15 protein-coding genes are annotated in these 15,478 nt (G+C 38.8%); 8 read left to right on the top strand and 7 right to left on the bottom strand.

The window, feature by feature from the left end; genetic code table 11:
- Positions 1-53: 53 nt before the first annotated feature.
- On the top strand, positions 54-326 hold the full coding sequence (locus ACFIKH_RS00735) for a BolA family transcriptional regulator (RefSeq protein ID WP_015857043.1): 273 nt from the start codon (positions 54-56) through the stop codon (positions 324-326).
- Between the two features lie 18 nt (positions 327-344).
- On the opposite strand, the gene ACFIKH_RS00730 is transcribed toward ACFIKH_RS00735, so the two are convergent.
- Positions 345-1,313, bottom strand: a complete 969-nt coding sequence (locus tag ACFIKH_RS00730) for a tyrosine recombinase XerC (RefSeq protein WP_375670747.1) — start codon at positions 1,311-1,313, stop codon at positions 345-347.
- A 3-nt stretch (positions 1,314-1,316) separates the two neighbouring features.
- A complete protein-coding gene (locus ACFIKH_RS00725) occupies positions 1,317-2,138 on the bottom strand; it encodes a SapC family protein (RefSeq protein WP_015857041.1) in 822 nt (273 codons plus the stop codon).
- Positions 2,139-2,270: 132 nt separating this feature from the next.
- Here ACFIKH_RS00725 and rimM point away from each other — a divergent pair, with 132 nt between their 5' ends.
- The 7 genes from rimM (at position 2,271) to ACFIKH_RS00690 (ending at position 8,389) form a co-directional block, all read left to right on the top strand.
- Positions 2,271-2,828 carry a ribosome maturation factor RimM gene (rimM, locus tag ACFIKH_RS00720; RefSeq protein WP_375653510.1) on the top strand — a complete coding sequence of 186 codons (558 nt, stop codon included), beginning with the start codon at positions 2,271-2,273 and terminating at the stop codon, positions 2,826-2,828.
- A 285-nt stretch (positions 2,829-3,113) separates the two neighbouring features.
- The gene (gene trmD / locus ACFIKH_RS00715; RefSeq protein ID WP_375626287.1) at positions 3,114-3,812 is read left to right on the top strand and encodes a tRNA (guanosine(37)-N1)-methyltransferase TrmD; all 699 of its coding nucleotides are present in this window, start codon (positions 3,114-3,116) and stop codon (positions 3,810-3,812) included.
- A 209-nt stretch (positions 3,813-4,021) separates the two neighbouring features.
- On the top strand, positions 4,022-4,462 hold the full coding sequence (gene rplS / locus ACFIKH_RS00710; protein WP_375626306.1) for a 50S ribosomal protein L19: 441 nt from the start codon (positions 4,022-4,024) through the stop codon (positions 4,460-4,462).
- Positions 4,463-4,936: 474 nt separating this feature from the next.
- Complete coding sequence (gene sdhC / locus ACFIKH_RS00705; protein ID WP_375653512.1) at positions 4,937-5,338, top strand: succinate dehydrogenase, cytochrome b556 subunit; 402 nt, start codon at positions 4,937-4,939, stop codon at positions 5,336-5,338.
- A gap of 18 nt (positions 5,339-5,356) precedes the next feature.
- Positions 5,357-5,743 carry a succinate dehydrogenase, hydrophobic membrane anchor protein gene (gene sdhD, locus ACFIKH_RS00700; RefSeq protein ID WP_375625992.1) on the top strand — a complete coding sequence of 129 codons (387 nt, stop codon included), beginning with the start codon at positions 5,357-5,359 and terminating at the stop codon, positions 5,741-5,743.
- 6 nt (positions 5,744-5,749) lie between these two features.
- The gene (sdhA, locus tag ACFIKH_RS00695; RefSeq protein WP_375625990.1) at positions 5,750-7,594 is read left to right on the top strand and encodes a succinate dehydrogenase flavoprotein subunit; all 1,845 of its coding nucleotides are present in this window, start codon (positions 5,750-5,752) and stop codon (positions 7,592-7,594) included.
- Positions 7,595-7,609: 15 nt separating this feature from the next.
- The gene (locus tag ACFIKH_RS00690; RefSeq protein WP_273723297.1) at positions 7,610-8,389 is read left to right on the top strand and encodes a succinate dehydrogenase iron-sulfur subunit; all 780 of its coding nucleotides are present in this window, start codon (positions 7,610-7,612) and stop codon (positions 8,387-8,389) included.
- Between the two features lie 3,252 nt (positions 8,390-11,641).
- Here ACFIKH_RS00690 and virB11 read toward each other — a convergent pair.
- From virB11 to ACFIKH_RS00665, 5 genes are read right to left on the bottom strand one after another with little or no spacing between them, the layout of a single operon-like run.
- Positions 11,642-12,703: a P-type DNA transfer ATPase VirB11 gene (gene virB11, locus ACFIKH_RS00685; RefSeq protein ID WP_375625987.1), complete on the bottom strand. Its 1,062-nt coding sequence runs from the start codon at positions 12,701-12,703 to the stop codon at positions 11,642-11,644.
- Positions 12,678-13,835: a type IV secretion system protein VirB10 gene (gene virB10 / locus ACFIKH_RS00680; RefSeq protein ID WP_375625985.1), complete on the bottom strand. Its 1,158-nt coding sequence runs from the start codon at positions 13,833-13,835 to the stop codon at positions 12,678-12,680. Before virB10 ends, virB11 begins: the two co-directional genes overlap by 26 nt.
- A complete protein-coding gene (gene virB9, locus ACFIKH_RS00675) occupies positions 13,835-14,641 on the bottom strand; it encodes a P-type conjugative transfer protein VirB9 (protein ID WP_375625983.1) in 807 nt (268 codons plus the stop codon). The genes virB10 and virB9 overlap by 1 nt, the downstream gene beginning before the upstream one ends.
- A gap of 13 nt (positions 14,642-14,654) precedes the next feature.
- Positions 14,655-15,356, bottom strand: a complete 702-nt coding sequence (locus ACFIKH_RS00670) for a virB8 family protein (protein WP_375625981.1) — start codon at positions 15,354-15,356, stop codon at positions 14,655-14,657.
- On the bottom strand, positions 15,353-15,478 hold the full coding sequence (locus tag ACFIKH_RS00665; protein ID WP_375626285.1) for a TrwH protein: 126 nt from the start codon (positions 15,476-15,478) through the stop codon (positions 15,353-15,355). Before ACFIKH_RS00665 ends, ACFIKH_RS00670 begins: the two co-directional genes overlap by 4 nt.

Raw genomic sequence — 15,478 nt, 5'->3', positions numbered from 1 at the left:
TTATTATGAAAAAGGTGTATTTTTGCACGTTCATTTTGTTTGAGGAATGAAAAATGTTTATAGAAACAATAATCAAGAGAAAGCTTCAGGATGCTTTTCATCCGCAAAAGCTTGAAGTGATTAACGAAAGTCATCTTCATGAGGGGCATCCTCATAATGAACATGCTTTTGATGGTAAAGGAGAAACACATTTTCGAGTGAAAATTTTATCTTCTTCTTTTTCCAATATGACACGCGTAGAAATACATCGAGCGATTTATAAAGTTTTACAAGAAGAGTTAGCTACTTGTGTCCATGCTTTGGCACTTGAGGTTGAAACACTCTAATTTTTTGATGAGACGTTTTTAGGAACGGGGATGGGCCTTTTGATAAATTTTTAACAAATGGTCTGTATCGACATGGGTATAGATTTGTGTGGTGGAAAGACTAGCGTGCCCAAGAAGTTCTTGAATCGTGCGCAAATCTCCTCCCCGTGATAAAAGATGGGTGGCAAAAGAATGGCGCAGTGTGTGAGGCGTTGCAGTTTCTGGTAAACCAAGACTTGCTCGTAAGTTGCGTACAGTTTTCTGAATAATGGCCGGTTGTAGGGGACCGCCTCGCGCTCCGCGAAATATGGGTTGGTTATCTCTTAAAGGATATGGGCAACATTTGAGATAATTTTGTACAGCTTCGTAAACAATTTTGATGAGAGGAACAAGGCGTGTTTTTCCGCCTTTTCCTGTTATAAATAAACTTGTTTTTTCAGGATCAGAAAATTGTTCTGGTGTGAGACTTAAGGCTTCTGATATTCGCATTCCACAGCCATAGAGAAGCATGAGGACAGCCGCATTACGAGCGCTAATCCAAGGTTCATTTTCTAGCTGGTTTTCTTGTTTGACTATGTGAAGTGCTGATTTGATCGCTAAAGGTTTTGGGAGCGATCTTGGGTGTTTGGGGCTTCGGATAAGTTGAGCCGAGGGAACATTGACTATACCTTCGCGTGATAGGTACTTGAAAAAAGAACGTATGCCTGCCACTCCGCGGCTTAAAGAGCGAGCACTTACATTTTTTGTACGCCGATAAGCAAGATAAGCACGCAAGTCACTGATGCGTAAATGAGTAAGATCCGTAAGGGTTGGTGTATGGCTTAAGTGTTGACAGAGAAAAGACAAAAATTGCCGCGTATCACGTTCATAGGCTTGCATTGTTTGTGCCGACATACGACGTGTTTGGACGAGACACTCTAACCAATTTTTCCTTGCGTTTAAAATTGCATGGTCTGCTGGAATGAGAGGAATATTTTTATCTTTTCTCTTGTCGTTTTTTATAGGCATTATCTAGTTGAGAGTTTCTTTCTTTTTAGATTTTTCATCGTTAGAATGACCATTCTTGTTTTGGGGTTGCTCTTCACGATTGATAAGTTGCTTTTCACCTTTGAGAGAGAGTATTTTTAAGAGATTGTGTGTTGACATCAAATGCGCAAAAATTAATCCTAAAAAGCCATTTTTATGAAGTTTGGCAAGTTGGCTTGCTGATAATTTATTCAATTTTTCTTCATCAACAACCCAAAAATGTTCTAACTGCGCTGAGAGACCTTTATCGTTTTTCACATTGATGGATTTTTGGCTTAGAAGATCCATTTCCACAAGAGCATCAATAAACTCAGAGGTTTTTTCCATGGCTATTTTAAAACTTTCAAGAAAACGAATACGTTCTTCCATAAAAGGAGAAATAGAGCCGTCGGAATTAAAAAGTTCTGTTCCTGCAACTTCATTAAACATACCTGACTGTTGATCAAAGCAAACAGAAAGTTCTTTTTCATTGCTAATTTGCGCCAGAACAAAAGGATAGCGACGGACAAAAGCAGGGACATAAGTATTGGTTTTCCAACTTTTATCAGAAGCGATATAGTCATTTTCGTCATTAGAAAGACCGACAAGAGCCGCGGATGTGTAGTGCCGTTTTTTTTGTTCATCTTCGGCGCACATAAATAAAATAGGATAGTCTAGTGCTGCTTGAAAATATTCAGTACTTGCTAAAGGAACCCAGTGAGTATCCTTGGCAAAAGACATATCACTTGGAGGAGCAAATTTTAGATTTTTATGGGAAACTTTGTTGATTGGTGTGATATCTTTGTAAAATAGCATAATATTTGCCATAAGACTTTCTCCTTTATTAATTTGTTTTTTGTTACCAAGAAAGGTCTTTTAGAAGATTGTCTCATATGGCAACAAGATTGAATAGAAAACTATAAGATTGAAGGGTTCATTTTTGAGAGATAATATTTTCGCATGAAGTATAATAAAGAAAAGCTTAAAAATAAAGTCTATCTTGCCATTATTGGTATGCCTCATGGTATAAAAGGAGATGTTTTTGTTAAAATTCTAAGTGCTGAGCCACAGCGTTTCAAGTTTTACAGCACTCTTTATGATGATATGGGGCGTTCTTATGAAATTGTAACTCTTCGCATACAAAAAAATAAGGCGATTGTACGTTTTAAAGGGGTAGAAAATCGTAATGTTGCTGAGTCTTTAAAAGGTATTCGCCTTTATGTGATGCGTGATCAATTAATTGATGATCTGGATGAGGATGAGTTTTATCAAGTTGATTTAATAGGCTTTCGTGTTCAAGACTGTGGGGGAAAAATCTTGGGGGAAGTGTGTGGTTTCTTTAATTTCGGGGCTGGTGATTTGCTTGAAATACGTTTGAATACGGGTAAAAGAGTTCTTATTCCCTTTAGTAAGGTGGCGGTACCAGAAATTTGTATGGATTCTGGTTTTCTTGTTGTTGATCCCATGGCAGCTGGTTTAAGTGATGGGGGAGACAATGATAAAAAGGAAATAGCTTGAATCTAAAAATAAAGATGAAGGTAAAAAATAACCGATTAATTTCGTCAATAAAAAGTGGAAAGTGTGGAAATATTAAAAATGCACTTTTGAGCAGATATTGTAAGCACTTTATCTCGAGACAGTCCTGAATTTTTAGAGTCTTTTTTTAGTGCAAGTATTTAGAAGGATCGTATTGAATATGGCGCATATCAAGGAGATTCAATTTAACGTTATAGCGTTAAATATTTTGTTTGTGCTATTTTTGCTATTAAGAGTCTGTTTAAGAAAATAAGGATGAGAAATAAAATGAAGTTTCAGGCGCGCGTTTTAACCCTTTATCCTGAAATGTTTCCTGGTTTTTTAGGGTATTCTTTAGCAGGGCAAGCTTTAGAGCGCGGAATTTGGTCACTGGAGACAGTACAGATTAGGGATTTTGCTATGGATAAACACCATAGCGTTGATGATACACCTGCTGGTGGGGGGGCTGGTATGGTAATGCGGGCGGATGTATTGGCGGCTGCTCTTGACTGTTGTCCACAGGATTCGCCAAGATTGTTGATGAGTCCACGTGGGCGCCCTTTTGACCAAGCTTACGCGCATAGCTTGGCTCGTGATACGGGTGTAACATTAGTTTGTGGACGTTTTGAAGGGGTTGATGAGCGAGTCATAGAAGCACGAGAATTAGAAGAAGTCTCTATTGGTGATTATATTCTTTCAGGGGGTGAAACAGCCGCATTGGTTATCTTAGATGCTGTTATACGTCTTCTTCCTGGAGTGATGGGGAATGCAGCTTCTGCAAAGTGTGAAAGTTTTGAAAATGGCTTACTGGAACATCCGCAATATACACGTCCTTCTCTTTTCGAAGGGCGGGGTATCCCGCCTGTGTTGCTCTCAGGTCATCACAAAGCGATCGCAGATTGGCGTCAAAGGCAAGCCGAATTGTTAACACGTCAACGTCGCCCTGATCTTTATGCGCGTTATGATAAAAATCATCAGAAAACTTGATTCATATGATAAGGTGGTGTATTGCATGGCTCTCTTTTTAGAGAGTTTTTTATAAAAGGTTTTCTGTAGTTCCAAAATTAAAATGAAGGAATGGTGTATTCGCTCCTGTGTAAGGCATAGCCTAAAGAGCTTCTTATTCTTAATAAAGGCTTTTTTGGTAAGAGTTGAGCGCTCTGACTGTTCGATAAAGAACATGAAGGATAAAAGAAATGAATATTATCGCACAACTTGAAGCTGAACAATGTGCAAAAATTGAAGAAAAACGCCAATTTCCAGCCTTTCAGCCAGGGGATACAGTCCGTGTCATGGTGCGTGTGACGGAAGGTACGCGAACGCGTGTTCAGGCTTATGAAGGTGTTTGTATTGCGCGTTCAGGCGGTGGGTTGAATGAGACCTTTACAGTACGCAAGATTTCTTATGGTGAAGGGGTGGAACGGGTGTTTCCTGTTTATTCTCCGTTGGTTGAAGGTGTTGAGCTGGTGCGCCGTGGTAAAGTGCGCCGTGCAAAACTCTATTATCTTCGTGGTTTGAGAGGTAAAGCTGCACGTATCGCTGAAAAGAGAGATTATCGGAAAAAAGCTGAAAAGGTTGTTGCGAAAGTAGAAGCAGCAGCTGTAAGCACAGGTGTTGAAAAGCAAGTTGCTGAGTAAAGATTATATCGGCTAAACTTTATGCAAAAGCGGCTTTTATGCCGCTTTTTTGTGTCTTTTGTGATTCGTTTTGTCTTTTAAAAGGCTTGGAGGGGACATAAAAATGTTTAATCTATCAATTTTTGCCTCTTTTTATTCTTAATAACGGGTGAATTTAGATATCATTGCATATATCGTGGATACTCAAAAAGATCAGTTTAATCTGAAAAAATGCCTATTTATATCTGAGAAAAGATGTTAGACCTTTGACGTGAAGATAAAATTGTATTAGATTAAGGCGAGTTTTGCGGATTATATCCGTGGAGTAATCGGTTTTTTTTATGCGTGACCTTTAATCCGTTATTTGAGACAACCGACCTGTAATATTGGTATCTTGAGATGCCAAACAAGTAAAAACGAGATAATATATTTAGTCGTTTTATGCGGACTTTCTCGTTCATTGCGGTTGCAGTAAAAACCAGGTCAGGATATTTTATGACAGAGACAACTAGGATAAAAGAGCGCCCTCGTTCCCCTCATATAAGTATTTATCGTTGGACAATTACTATGGCTATGTCCATTGCGCATCGCATTACGGGTATGGCACTTTATGTTGGAATGGTCTTTCTTGCTGTTTGGTTGATTGCTATTGCTTGTGGGGAGGAGACATTCAGAACGGTTCACGAGATTTATAGTTCTTGGTTTGGATTGTGTATCTTGTTTCTTTATACTTTGGCAGGGGTTCATCACATGGTTGGTGGTATTCGCCACATTGTTTGGGATATGATGCCTTGCCTTTTGGCAAAAGAAAAGGCAACAGTCACTGCTTGGGCGACAGTGTTTATCTCTCTTATTGTTACTTTTGCGATTTGGATTATTGGATATACCGTTGTTTAGCTGGGGGTGAAAAGAGATATGAAAAAAGATTTTCGAACGGAACTTGGGAAAGTACGGGGGCGTGGGAGTGCTCATGAAGGAACAGAGCATTTTTGGCTAGAACGTTTGACAGGGTTTATCAATCTACCACTTTTGATATTTTTTATTGTTCTTATTCTTTCGCTTGTGGGAAAGGACTATAGCATTGTGCGTGCAAGACTTGCACATCCTATTGTTGCTATTTTGATGGGATTGATGACTTTTTCGGTCCTTTATTATATGAAACTTGGTATGCAGGTGGTGATTGAAGATTATATTCCACGTGAAGGTTTCCGGATATTCTTTTTGACGTTAAATATTTCATTTTGTTTTCTCATAGGTGGTATCATTATTTTTTCTCTTTTGAAAATTGCATTAGGGGGTTAAACAAGTATGGCGGGTACAGGATCATCTCTGGGCGCTAAAGCAGGTAACGCCCCTTATCGCACTGTAGATCATAAATTTGATGTTGTTGTTGTTGGGGCAGGTGGTGCAGGATTACGTGCAACGCTTGGTATGGCGGAACAAGGATTAAAGACAGCTTGTATCACGAAGGTTTTTCCAACTCGCTCGCACACGGTTGCAGCACAAGGGGGGATTGCTGCATCGCTTTCAAATATGGGACCTGACAATTGGCAGTGGCATTTATATGATACCGTGAAAGGTTCTGATTGGTTGGGTGATACCGATGCAATGGAGTATTTGGTGCGTAATGCACCTGCTGCTGTCTATGAATTAGAACATTATGGCGTTCCTTTTTCGCGGACGCAAGAAGGCAAAATTTATCAACGTCCTTTTGGTGGACATACGACACAATTTGGTGAAGGTCCACCTGTTCAGCGTACTTGTGCAGCAGCTGATCGTACAGGCCATGCCATTTTGCATACGCTTTATGGACAAAGCTTAAAGCATAATGCGCAATTTTTTATTGAATATTTTGCACTCGATCTCATCATGACGGATGGGGTTTGTACGGGGGTTGTGGCATGGAATCTCGATGATGGTACAATACATCGTTTTTCTGCCAAAATGGTTGTTCTTGCAACCGGTGGTTATGGACGAGCTTATTTTTCCGCGACATCGGCGCATACCTGTACGGGTGATGGTGGTGGAATGATCGCACGCGCTGGATTGCCACTTCAGGATATGGAGTTTGTACAATTTCATCCTACAGGGATTTACGGTTCTGGCTGCTTAATTACAGAAGGAGCTCGTGGTGAAGGAGGCTATTTAATCAATTCTGAAGGTGAACGCTTTATGGAGCGCTATGCACCCTCCTTTAAGGATTTGGCTTCACGTGACTTGGTTTCACGTTGTATCACACTTGAAATTCGTGAAGGACGTGGCGTTGGACCTAAGAAGGACCATATTCATTTGGTTCTCAATCATATTGATCCTGCAATCTTGCACGAACGTTTACCGGGAATTTCGGAATCAGCACGGATTTTTGCAGGTGTGGATGTAACAAAAGAGCCTATCCCCATCTTGCCAACGGTTCATTATAATATGGGTGGGATTCCTACCAATTACTACGGGGAAGTTCTCAACCCAACGGCTGATTCGCCTGATCGTATTCAACCAGGGCTGATGGCGGTAGGAGAAGCAGGATGTGCTTCTGTTCATGGAGCTAATCGCTTGGGGTCAAATTCATTAATTGATCTGGTGGTGTTTGGTCGTGCTGCTGCCATTCGCGCGGGTGAAGTTATTGATCGGAATGCAGAAATTCCACCCATCAATGAAGAAGCTGTTGACGAAATTATAGGGCGTTTTGATCGTTTACGTTTTGCACAAGGGGCGATACCGACAGCTCTATTGCGTGAAAAAATGCAACGCACGATGCAAGAAGATGCGGCAGTATTTCGTACAGAAGATTCTTTGCAACAAGGATGTCAACGGATGAATAAAATCTGGGGGGAATTGTCTGACCTCAAAGTCACAGATCGTTCTCTGATATGGAATTCTGATTTGGTTGAAACATTAGAGCTTGAAAATCTCATGGCGAATGCAATCACGACTGTTCATTCTGCACAAGCCCGTTTAGAAAGCCGTGGCGCTCATGCTCGTGAAGATTATCCAGAGCGTGATGATAAAAACTGGCGTAAACATACGCTTTCACATTTGTCAAAAGAGGGTAAGGTGACGTTATCATATCGACCTGTCCATGTGGATCCGTTAACATCTGAAGCTGATGGTGGGATCGATTTAAAGCGCATTGCACCTAAAAAACGGGTTTATTAAGGGGAGACACGAATTATGGTACAAATTAAGCTTCCCAAAAACTCTCAAGTAAAACCGGGGAAGGTTTGGCCTAAACCTGAAGGTGCGACAAAACTGACAGAATTTCATGTTTACCGTTGGTCGCCTGATGATGAGAATAATCCTCGTCTGGATACTTATTATGTGGATCGTTCTGCTTGTGGTCCAATGATTCTTGATGGGCTTTTGTTTATTAAAAACCATATTGATCCAACTTTGACACTTCGTCGATCTTGCCGTGAAGGCATCTGTGGTTCATGTGCGATGAATATTGATGGAACCAATACATTGGCTTGTACCAAAGGAATGGATGATGTAAAACACCCCATTAAAGTCTATCCTTTGCCTTCCATGCCGGTTGTTAAAGACTTGGTTCCTGACTTGAAGCGCTTTTATGCGCAACATCGAGTCATTGAGCCTTGGTTGCAAACAGTTTCTCCTGAACCTGCAAAAGAATGGTTACAAAGTCACTCCGATCGCCAAAAAATCGATGGCCTTTATGAGTGTATTTTGTGTGCGTGTTGTCAGACTTCATGTCCAAGTTATTGGTGGAACGGTGATCGTTATTTGGGCCCCGCTGTTTTGCTTCAAGCTTATCGCTGGATTGCGGATTCACGTGATGAGATGTGTGGTGAACGTCTTGATAATTTAGAAGATCCTTTCCGCCTTTATCGGTGCCATACGATTATGAATTGTGCGCAAACTTGTCCAAAGGGATTAAATCCAGCGAAAGCGATTGCTGAAATTAAAAAACTCATGGTTGAACGCCGCCTTTGAAAATTTACTGATTGATGAAAATAAAGCGCAAGGTAGAAAATTGTATCTCCTTTTAGCAATTAAATCTCTAAAAGAAGATTGGCTGCTTATGGGGGCGCAGTAGCTATAATCATTCTAAAAGCGCAGTAATCTCTAAAAACTAACCAATCCTTGTAGGAGCAATCCTTGCAATGGCTGAGCAGAAAACTCATAGTTGAATATTACTTTGAAAATTGACCGATTAACGAACAGTAAAAAGAAAAATAGAAAATTGTGCGTGTTTTTCGTGCTTCTCGAAACTTAATCTCTAAAAATTTATTGGCTTCTATGAGGCGGTTAGCATAGTTATTATCACCTTTAATAAAGGCATTAGCCTTTCGGGTAGACGATACTTTAAATAGCGTTCTATATAAAAATAATAAAATCAATATGCCATGTGTTTTTATTTTTATTAAATTCGTATCAGAATTTGCACTTTAATGCAGATTCAATTAATCATTTTTTATAAAAAAGATAACTCTGTATAAATAGAGCACAAAAAATAAATGCTGATAAAAATATTATAACGCATGTAAATTATTCAAATGAAATACAAAGGAGTAGTCATTATGACAGTTCGTCATTTTACGATACGTTTATTATAATATCGAAAACATTGCTAATATTCAGGGATTAGGAATTTTTGATAACATCATTATATATTTAAAGGTCATATTTTTTCTTTTAAAGATTGGATTGTTAATCGCATTAAAAAACAAAATTTATAGTTCTCAAAATGGAGAACGAAAAATCCCTATCTATTGTAGAGATAGAGCATACAGTTAAAGGGGCAGTAATTTAAAACTATTGTAACATCATAGATTTAAATTCATTAAAGAGCAGATAAGACGTTTTAAAAAATATCAAATTTATAGTTTTTTCTAAAAATTTAGAAAACGGTAGTGAGAATTCTAAGAACACGTGTTGCGAATGTAGAATAAGGGATGTTTGTAGGTTCGTTTGAGTTGAATAAATTCAATCATCAAAGCAAATATGTTGTATTTTGACGAGTTTCGGAGGTTTTGATTTTATATGTTTTTATCTATAAAAACATAGAGATTTCTAGGTTTAGATCTTATTTATTATGTTTTGGTATTTATTCTGTTGTGCCATAAAACACTATCGTATTTAGGATGTGGTAATTAAAGTGGTTTGAAATCTGCTAGGCGAAGGGGCGGATTGTTTGCATATTAGTTTGTGTGTTAAGAGGCTTCGTCCTTTGAGGTGTGATAGGTGGAGTCTGTTAGCCAATTACGTAAACGAGAGAGAAATCTACGTGGACAGGTTTTTAGTCTAATCTCTCTTATATATTGTGATAGGAAATTCACCTTAATAAGGACCATGACCGGTTACAGAAAAAAGAAATCATTGCGAAAAAACAAGCGTGTTTGTTTTAAAATTTTTAATGCTTCTGATCATAAGGGCACGCGAAATCTCCTGTAGTATCACGCAGACCTTTCATATTCTCGAGCCAAGAATTGTCTATATATCCTCTTCAATCTGATCTTCACGAATTGATGTAAGAGATGGGTACGAGCACCTGTAAGAATAAGCAGACGCAAAGCCAGTTGTATCATTATTTTTGCTTTGCAGAGTGCTTGATAAAAATCTAGAACATTTCTCCAATTCATTGTCGGTTTATTAATGACTTTATGGCGTTGTTTCTCTAAAAGAGCTTTTGCTGTTGCAGCTTTTACCTATCAGATGGGAGTTAAGAGTATTACTTATCTCTCTGTTGGCATAATCTCTGAAACCGGTATACAGTCTCCTAATTTTGGGGGAATATGAAGCTGTAAAGGTGTAAACCAGTTTCCATTTTAGTTCAGTTTTATGACTTTCAAAAGCGTCTAGAGTAATGTCTTTTAAATAATAGAGATTACGCATTGCTTCACGCTTTTGTTTCTCTCGTTCTTTAAAAAGATCACAAATAAGATCACAACCCTTATGCAAAACAGAACGTCCCAAACCAAATACACTTGGCTTGTCAATTTATGCGCTTGTTTTGAAAAAACCTTTCTTTAAGGTTCCCAAGCTCATTTTGCGACAGTGCTTGTAGATGGTATAATGGTAAAGTCCCGATGAACAATATACAATTTATAGAGCATCTCTATATCCACACTTCATAAAAGAACAAGCTGGGCGCCGTTATACACTTTGCTAACTCCCAATGTTGCGACAGTTTTTGGCGTTTGCGACGGTTTATAAGAGGCATTTTTAGTTCTTTTTTATACAGTTTCATTCTATACGGCTTTATTTACTTGTAATGTGCAAGAGACATAAAATGAGAGAATCTTACGGTACTAAGATCTTTTATCCAACATGCAAAACAATGAACACTCTTTATAAATTAATGTGATGCATCTTAAGAAGTGGGATTTTAGATCTGTGCTTTTAGGAGTTTTTGTTTTTTGAGGCGCAGAAAAGAGAACAGGAATATTCAGAGTAGAGCTTACCTTGTGTAATCTATGGATATCGTCTTTAGGATGGGGATATAAACCACGTGATATGGTTAGCAAAGCTTGTTTAAGAGAAACTTGATTGTTTACGAACAGCTGGAGGTTAAAAATCTTTCTTCGTCCGAAGAAGATGTTGATATGCAACTATACTTTTTATTACCAAATAGAATGTGGTTTATAGATGCTAAATCGAAATGATAGTTTATTTCGTATAAGCTTTTCCGTATCTGGAGATTTTTTGGTTAAAAAACATATTTATTAATCACTTGAAAATAGCACTTAGAATTTTTAAACGATAAGTTTTGGTCTTGATGACGATCATTATTTGTGATGATCGAAGTATCTATTTTACGAAGCTTTCATTGATAGGCGAATCAAAATTTATTCTTTTCTTTTGTTGAAATATTTATTTCGACGATCATTATTTGTGATGATCGAAGTATCTATTTTACGAAGCTTTCATTGATAGGCGAATCAAAATTTATTCTTTTCTTTTGTTGAAATATTTATTTCGCAGCTATTTTTTTTTGCATCAAACATACCTTTTCAAAAGATAAATGGAAAAAATGATCAAAGGTAAGAGAATAGAGAGAGCCTTATGTATATTTGGTTTTCTTGTAAAGTTGTTGTCTATTAACTTTTTTCTTCTTTTATTCATGAAGAGTGTAGAAAATCCATTGGAGAAGCAAAGAGAATAGGAAGAGTTAAAAAAATAGCCGTAACAATTAGTTACGGCTATTTTTTGTTTGCATCATATTATCGAGAGAGGAAGCTCCCCTTAAGCGATTTTTGATTTAGCAAAAATAGGGTCGTAAAAGACTTCAGAGAGTTTTCTATCTTTAAAAAACAACACGACGTCAACTGTTGTATAGAGAACGATTTTTATCATTTCTAACTCGAGTTGCCGACCAACTTCTGATCTTTTAATCAAAGTGGCACATCGTTCAAATGTCTGCAAAGCGCTGTTGGCATGCGTCGTTGTAATCGATCCGGGATGACCCGTGTTGAGTGAATTGAGATATTCCCACGCTTCATTACCTCGCAATTCAGCGAGAAAAATTCGGTCGGGCGACTGACGCATACACGCATCTAGGCATTCTTCAGCTGAAACACGGCCTACATTGTTACCATAAATCATATGTACATGATTGGGATGATTGGGTAGAAAAAGCTCATGAACATCTTCAATTGTGATAATACGCTCCTCTACAGGGACCTTTTCAATTAAAGAGCGAGCAAATGTTGTTTTACCAGATCCTGTCTTGCCTGCAATAATAATGTTGCGTTTATGAAGGACGCATTCTTGTAAAAATTCAAGAATTTTTCCATCACGTTTATGTTGCAAGAGTTCAACTTCAAATGGTTCCAACCTTGTGAAGTCCTGCTTCGATAACAAGTCATTTGCTTCTTTTTTTGAAGGTTTGTTAAAACTTACATCAGAGAAATCATCAAATGCACCTTCTTCTTTGAGTTCTTCTAACGTCTTAACTATAAGAGAATGTTTACGAATCACAAAGGAAAGAGCACCATCAACGACAGCTGGCGTTTGTATAATTGTACCACGTTGTCCACCAGGCAATAGCACATAATTAATACTTCTGGGAGCCATACCGTTATAAACGATAATAGCTGTAATGAGCGTTTGCAAAAAATTGGTTGTTAACTCTGGTACGCTATGTACTTGCCAACCCTTAAAGCTTTTCGTCCATACTTCGCAGGGGCGGCAAATCGATAATTCAGTGATCGATGGATCTTCTAAGAAACAATCAAGCGGTTGTAGAAGCTGAAAAACTGCTTGATCTTTCTGTATTGGGTTAACGTGTGACAAGACTGTAGACATCGCTGAAATCCAGATCACGAGCAACAAAAATATTTACTCGTTCGCCTTGGTTTTTGTAAAGTGTTGGTGTGATATTGATGGAATTTTGAAGGACATCGATTGCTATAGATTCAGCATTCTGATTACCTTTATTTTGTGAGTTCTCTTTATTTTCTTTGCTGATTTTACTAACTTTTCCTTTTACCCATTCTCCTAAATCACCGATAATGCTTACCATAATTGCACTACCAAATCTCTCCCAAAAGCGTCTATCAACCCAGCCACCAATACCCGCTTCACCCAGAGGACCTGTGCCAGGTGAGTCAAGATTGACAACAACACCAGAAGGTGTTTCGATGCGTGACCATTGCACAAACACACGCGTTTGTCCTTGTTGTATGCCACTTTGGTAAAAACCAACGACTTTAGAACCACGGTCAAGCAAAACAACACGACCACTTGTGGAATAAATATCGCGTGTTAAATGACATGTCGTCATTCCGGGTTGTGATGTAATGATCTTTGTTTCTAACGTGCAATCTATTTGTGTTCCTTGCGTAATCAAAAAGTCACGGTTACGAAGTTGCGCCGCATGTGATTGACCTAAACGCACGGGCTGAAGGTTATCAAATAATCCGCCACTACCTCTATCATTATTCGATGCTTTACTATTTGTATCTGTAGATCCTTCGCTACCACCGCTGTTAAGGCTAGAACTGAGCATACGTTTGCGTGCTAATTCTTCAGAATCTTGGAGCATGTGTGGAGGAATGGCTGTTTGAAGAAGCTTACTCAAGGCCGGTGGAATATCTAGGTTTGAATCTTCAATTTGTGCTGGTTTTTCTGCTTCTTCTACAATCTTTGGCTCTTCTATAATCCGAGGGACGTAGTTTGGTATAATTTGCTGTACTATTTGTTGTGGGTTTTCTTCCTCAACTTCCACGGTATTACGCATTTTAAAAGCTTTCCAAGTCAAGGCAATCGGTATCGTTACTATGACAATAAGTCCTACCACTAACAATGCACGGGTACCTGGAATTGTCGGACGACGTTCAGAACCTAGTTCCGATCCTCCATAAGTACCTTCAATATGTTTTTGCTCGACGTTGTCCAGTTTTGTACCTTTTCCCTCTCCTTCCTTATTGTCAAACATCATTTTCCTCCTTTATTGATACGATAAACCACCGAAGATACTGTCCCTGTTGTGTTTGGTACGCCATTGGGGTCATAGGCTTCATTAAAAACAGCTAGAGCGCGTTTACCAAGCCGTATGAGCCATTTAGGATTGACCTTATGGACGGCGATAATATCATTAGAACTGCCGATAACGGTGCGTGGTATTAAGCTTTCATTGCCTTCAGCATCTACGACATAAATCGATGGCATATCCATGTTAGCGGGAAATTTGAAGTAAGTAATACGCCCATTGTCCCAAGCATTTATCGGAGCAATATCTTGGTGACCGCTCATGGTGTAACTGAGATTATAGCCATTGACGCTTTGGTGAAAACCACGTTCAATCGCAAGGCGCCGGTTGTTTTCTTCTGACTTTTCATCATTTGAATCGGGATAATGGAAAGCTAATTCATATGTTGATCCTGCACGGTCATTTCGAAATTGTAGTCGGAATTTGTAACTCCGTTTGTCAGTTACAACGATGAGATTGGTATTAGCAAGTTCTGCTTTTGGTTTAATAAAAATATGCCGCCCTTTATGAGCAAAGGCATAGGCTTCAGAATCGCCAAAGGCATGAGTGATATACTGTTCACCTTCTTCAAGAATAATATGTGTTGCCACACCAAGAACTGTTTCAATTTGAACCACATCAGCTTCGTTATATGTTATATAGCGAATGCGGTGGTCATATTGTGAATTTGATGGACTTTTGAGCGCCTGCACAGGTACTGTATAAAGAGAAGAAAACGAAGACAATAGAACAATGAACGCAAGTTTTTTCATAACAATCAATTCCTTAATCATTTAACAGTATTTCTGGGTCAGAACGGTAACTTGTTATTTGAAAACCAAGGGGGTTAAGCAATCGATCAGATGATTTCATGGGTGCACCGACATAGGTGTAACCAATTGTCGCAATCTGGTGCTGTTTTGGTCCGGTAGTAGCACCGCTGCTGTCAAGCTGCTGAGTCGTAAAACGTACGGTTGCTTGACCTAGTCCATTAAGCTGAATTGATCGTACTTTAACTGTGATACGTGCTTTATTGGAAAGCACTTTATCCCGTGCATTTTCTCCATCATAGATTTTATAATATTCTTGTTGAACAGATGCTGCACTTAAAAGTGCTGTTGTGTCATAGTTCAGTTGAATGGTATCGTAGTCGTAATTTTCACGGTTAAGCACATATTGGTTTAGCCAATATCTATCTACAACTTCACCATAGCTGGTCTCGTGTTCACGCATGACTGAAATAACATCAACCGCACCCGTCGTGTTATCAACGCGCAATACTAAGGGAGTTGGAGCTGGTTGAGAAAATCCAATGACTCCACATATCATACCGAATAAGCCAAAAAGACCAACAGTACTCGCTACACGCCATGCCGTTCTGCGCGACCTTATAAATTCATTGATAAGATCACGTTCTAAGCCACGGCTTTCTTCGTAATAACTGCTAAGTTTTTCGGCTTTTACTGGTTTTACTTGTTTTGTTTTCATCTGTCTCCTCGCTTGATTTCGGCAGGGATTGTTTTATTAATAGGCACACGGTTCCTATCATTGGGCTGTTTTAGCTTTGGTGCTAATGCACAAGCTGATAAAATGTTTGCAATCAAAATTAT

The organism is Bartonella sp. SD1336NMGDW (genome assembly GCF_042193565.1).
Lineage (GTDB): Bacteria > Pseudomonadota > Alphaproteobacteria > Rhizobiales > Rhizobiaceae > Bartonella > Bartonella grahamii.
Note: the sequence above shows the minus strand (reverse complement) of the source record. Positions and strands in the feature narration are given on the sequence as shown.

Coding starts and splice junctions, on each gene's coding strand:
- ACFIKH_RS00735 (WP_015857043.1), top strand. CDS start 54: ATGTTTATAGAAACAATAATCAAGAGAAAGCTTCAGGATGCTTTTCAT.
- ACFIKH_RS00730 (WP_375670747.1), bottom strand. CDS start 1,313: ATGCCTATAAAAAACGACAAGAGAAAAGATAAAAATATTCCTCTCATT.
- ACFIKH_RS00725 (WP_015857041.1), bottom strand. CDS start 2,138: ATGGCAAATATTATGCTATTTTACAAAGATATCACACCAATCAACAAA.
- rimM (WP_375653510.1), top strand. CDS start 2,271: ATGAAGTATAATAAAGAAAAGCTTAAAAATAAAGTCTATCTTGCCATT.
- trmD (WP_375626287.1), top strand. CDS start 3,114: ATGAAGTTTCAGGCGCGCGTTTTAACCCTTTATCCTGAAATGTTTCCT.
- rplS (WP_375626306.1), top strand. CDS start 4,022: ATGAATATTATCGCACAACTTGAAGCTGAACAATGTGCAAAAATTGAA.
- sdhC (WP_375653512.1), top strand. CDS start 4,937: ATGACAGAGACAACTAGGATAAAAGAGCGCCCTCGTTCCCCTCATATA.
- sdhD (WP_375625992.1), top strand. CDS start 5,357: ATGAAAAAAGATTTTCGAACGGAACTTGGGAAAGTACGGGGGCGTGGG.
- sdhA (WP_375625990.1), top strand. CDS start 5,750: ATGGCGGGTACAGGATCATCTCTGGGCGCTAAAGCAGGTAACGCCCCT.
- ACFIKH_RS00690 (WP_273723297.1), top strand. CDS start 7,610: ATGGTACAAATTAAGCTTCCCAAAAACTCTCAAGTAAAACCGGGGAAG.
- virB11 (WP_375625987.1), bottom strand. CDS start 12,703: ATGTCTACAGTCTTGTCACACGTTAACCCAATACAGAAAGATCAAGCA.
- virB10 (WP_375625985.1), bottom strand. CDS start 13,835: ATGTTTGACAATAAGGAAGGAGAGGGAAAAGGTACAAAACTGGACAAC.
- virB9 (WP_375625983.1), bottom strand. CDS start 14,641: ATGAAAAAACTTGCGTTCATTGTTCTATTGTCTTCGTTTTCTTCTCTT.
- ACFIKH_RS00670 (WP_375625981.1), bottom strand. CDS start 15,356: ATGAAAACAAAACAAGTAAAACCAGTAAAAGCCGAAAAACTTAGCAGT.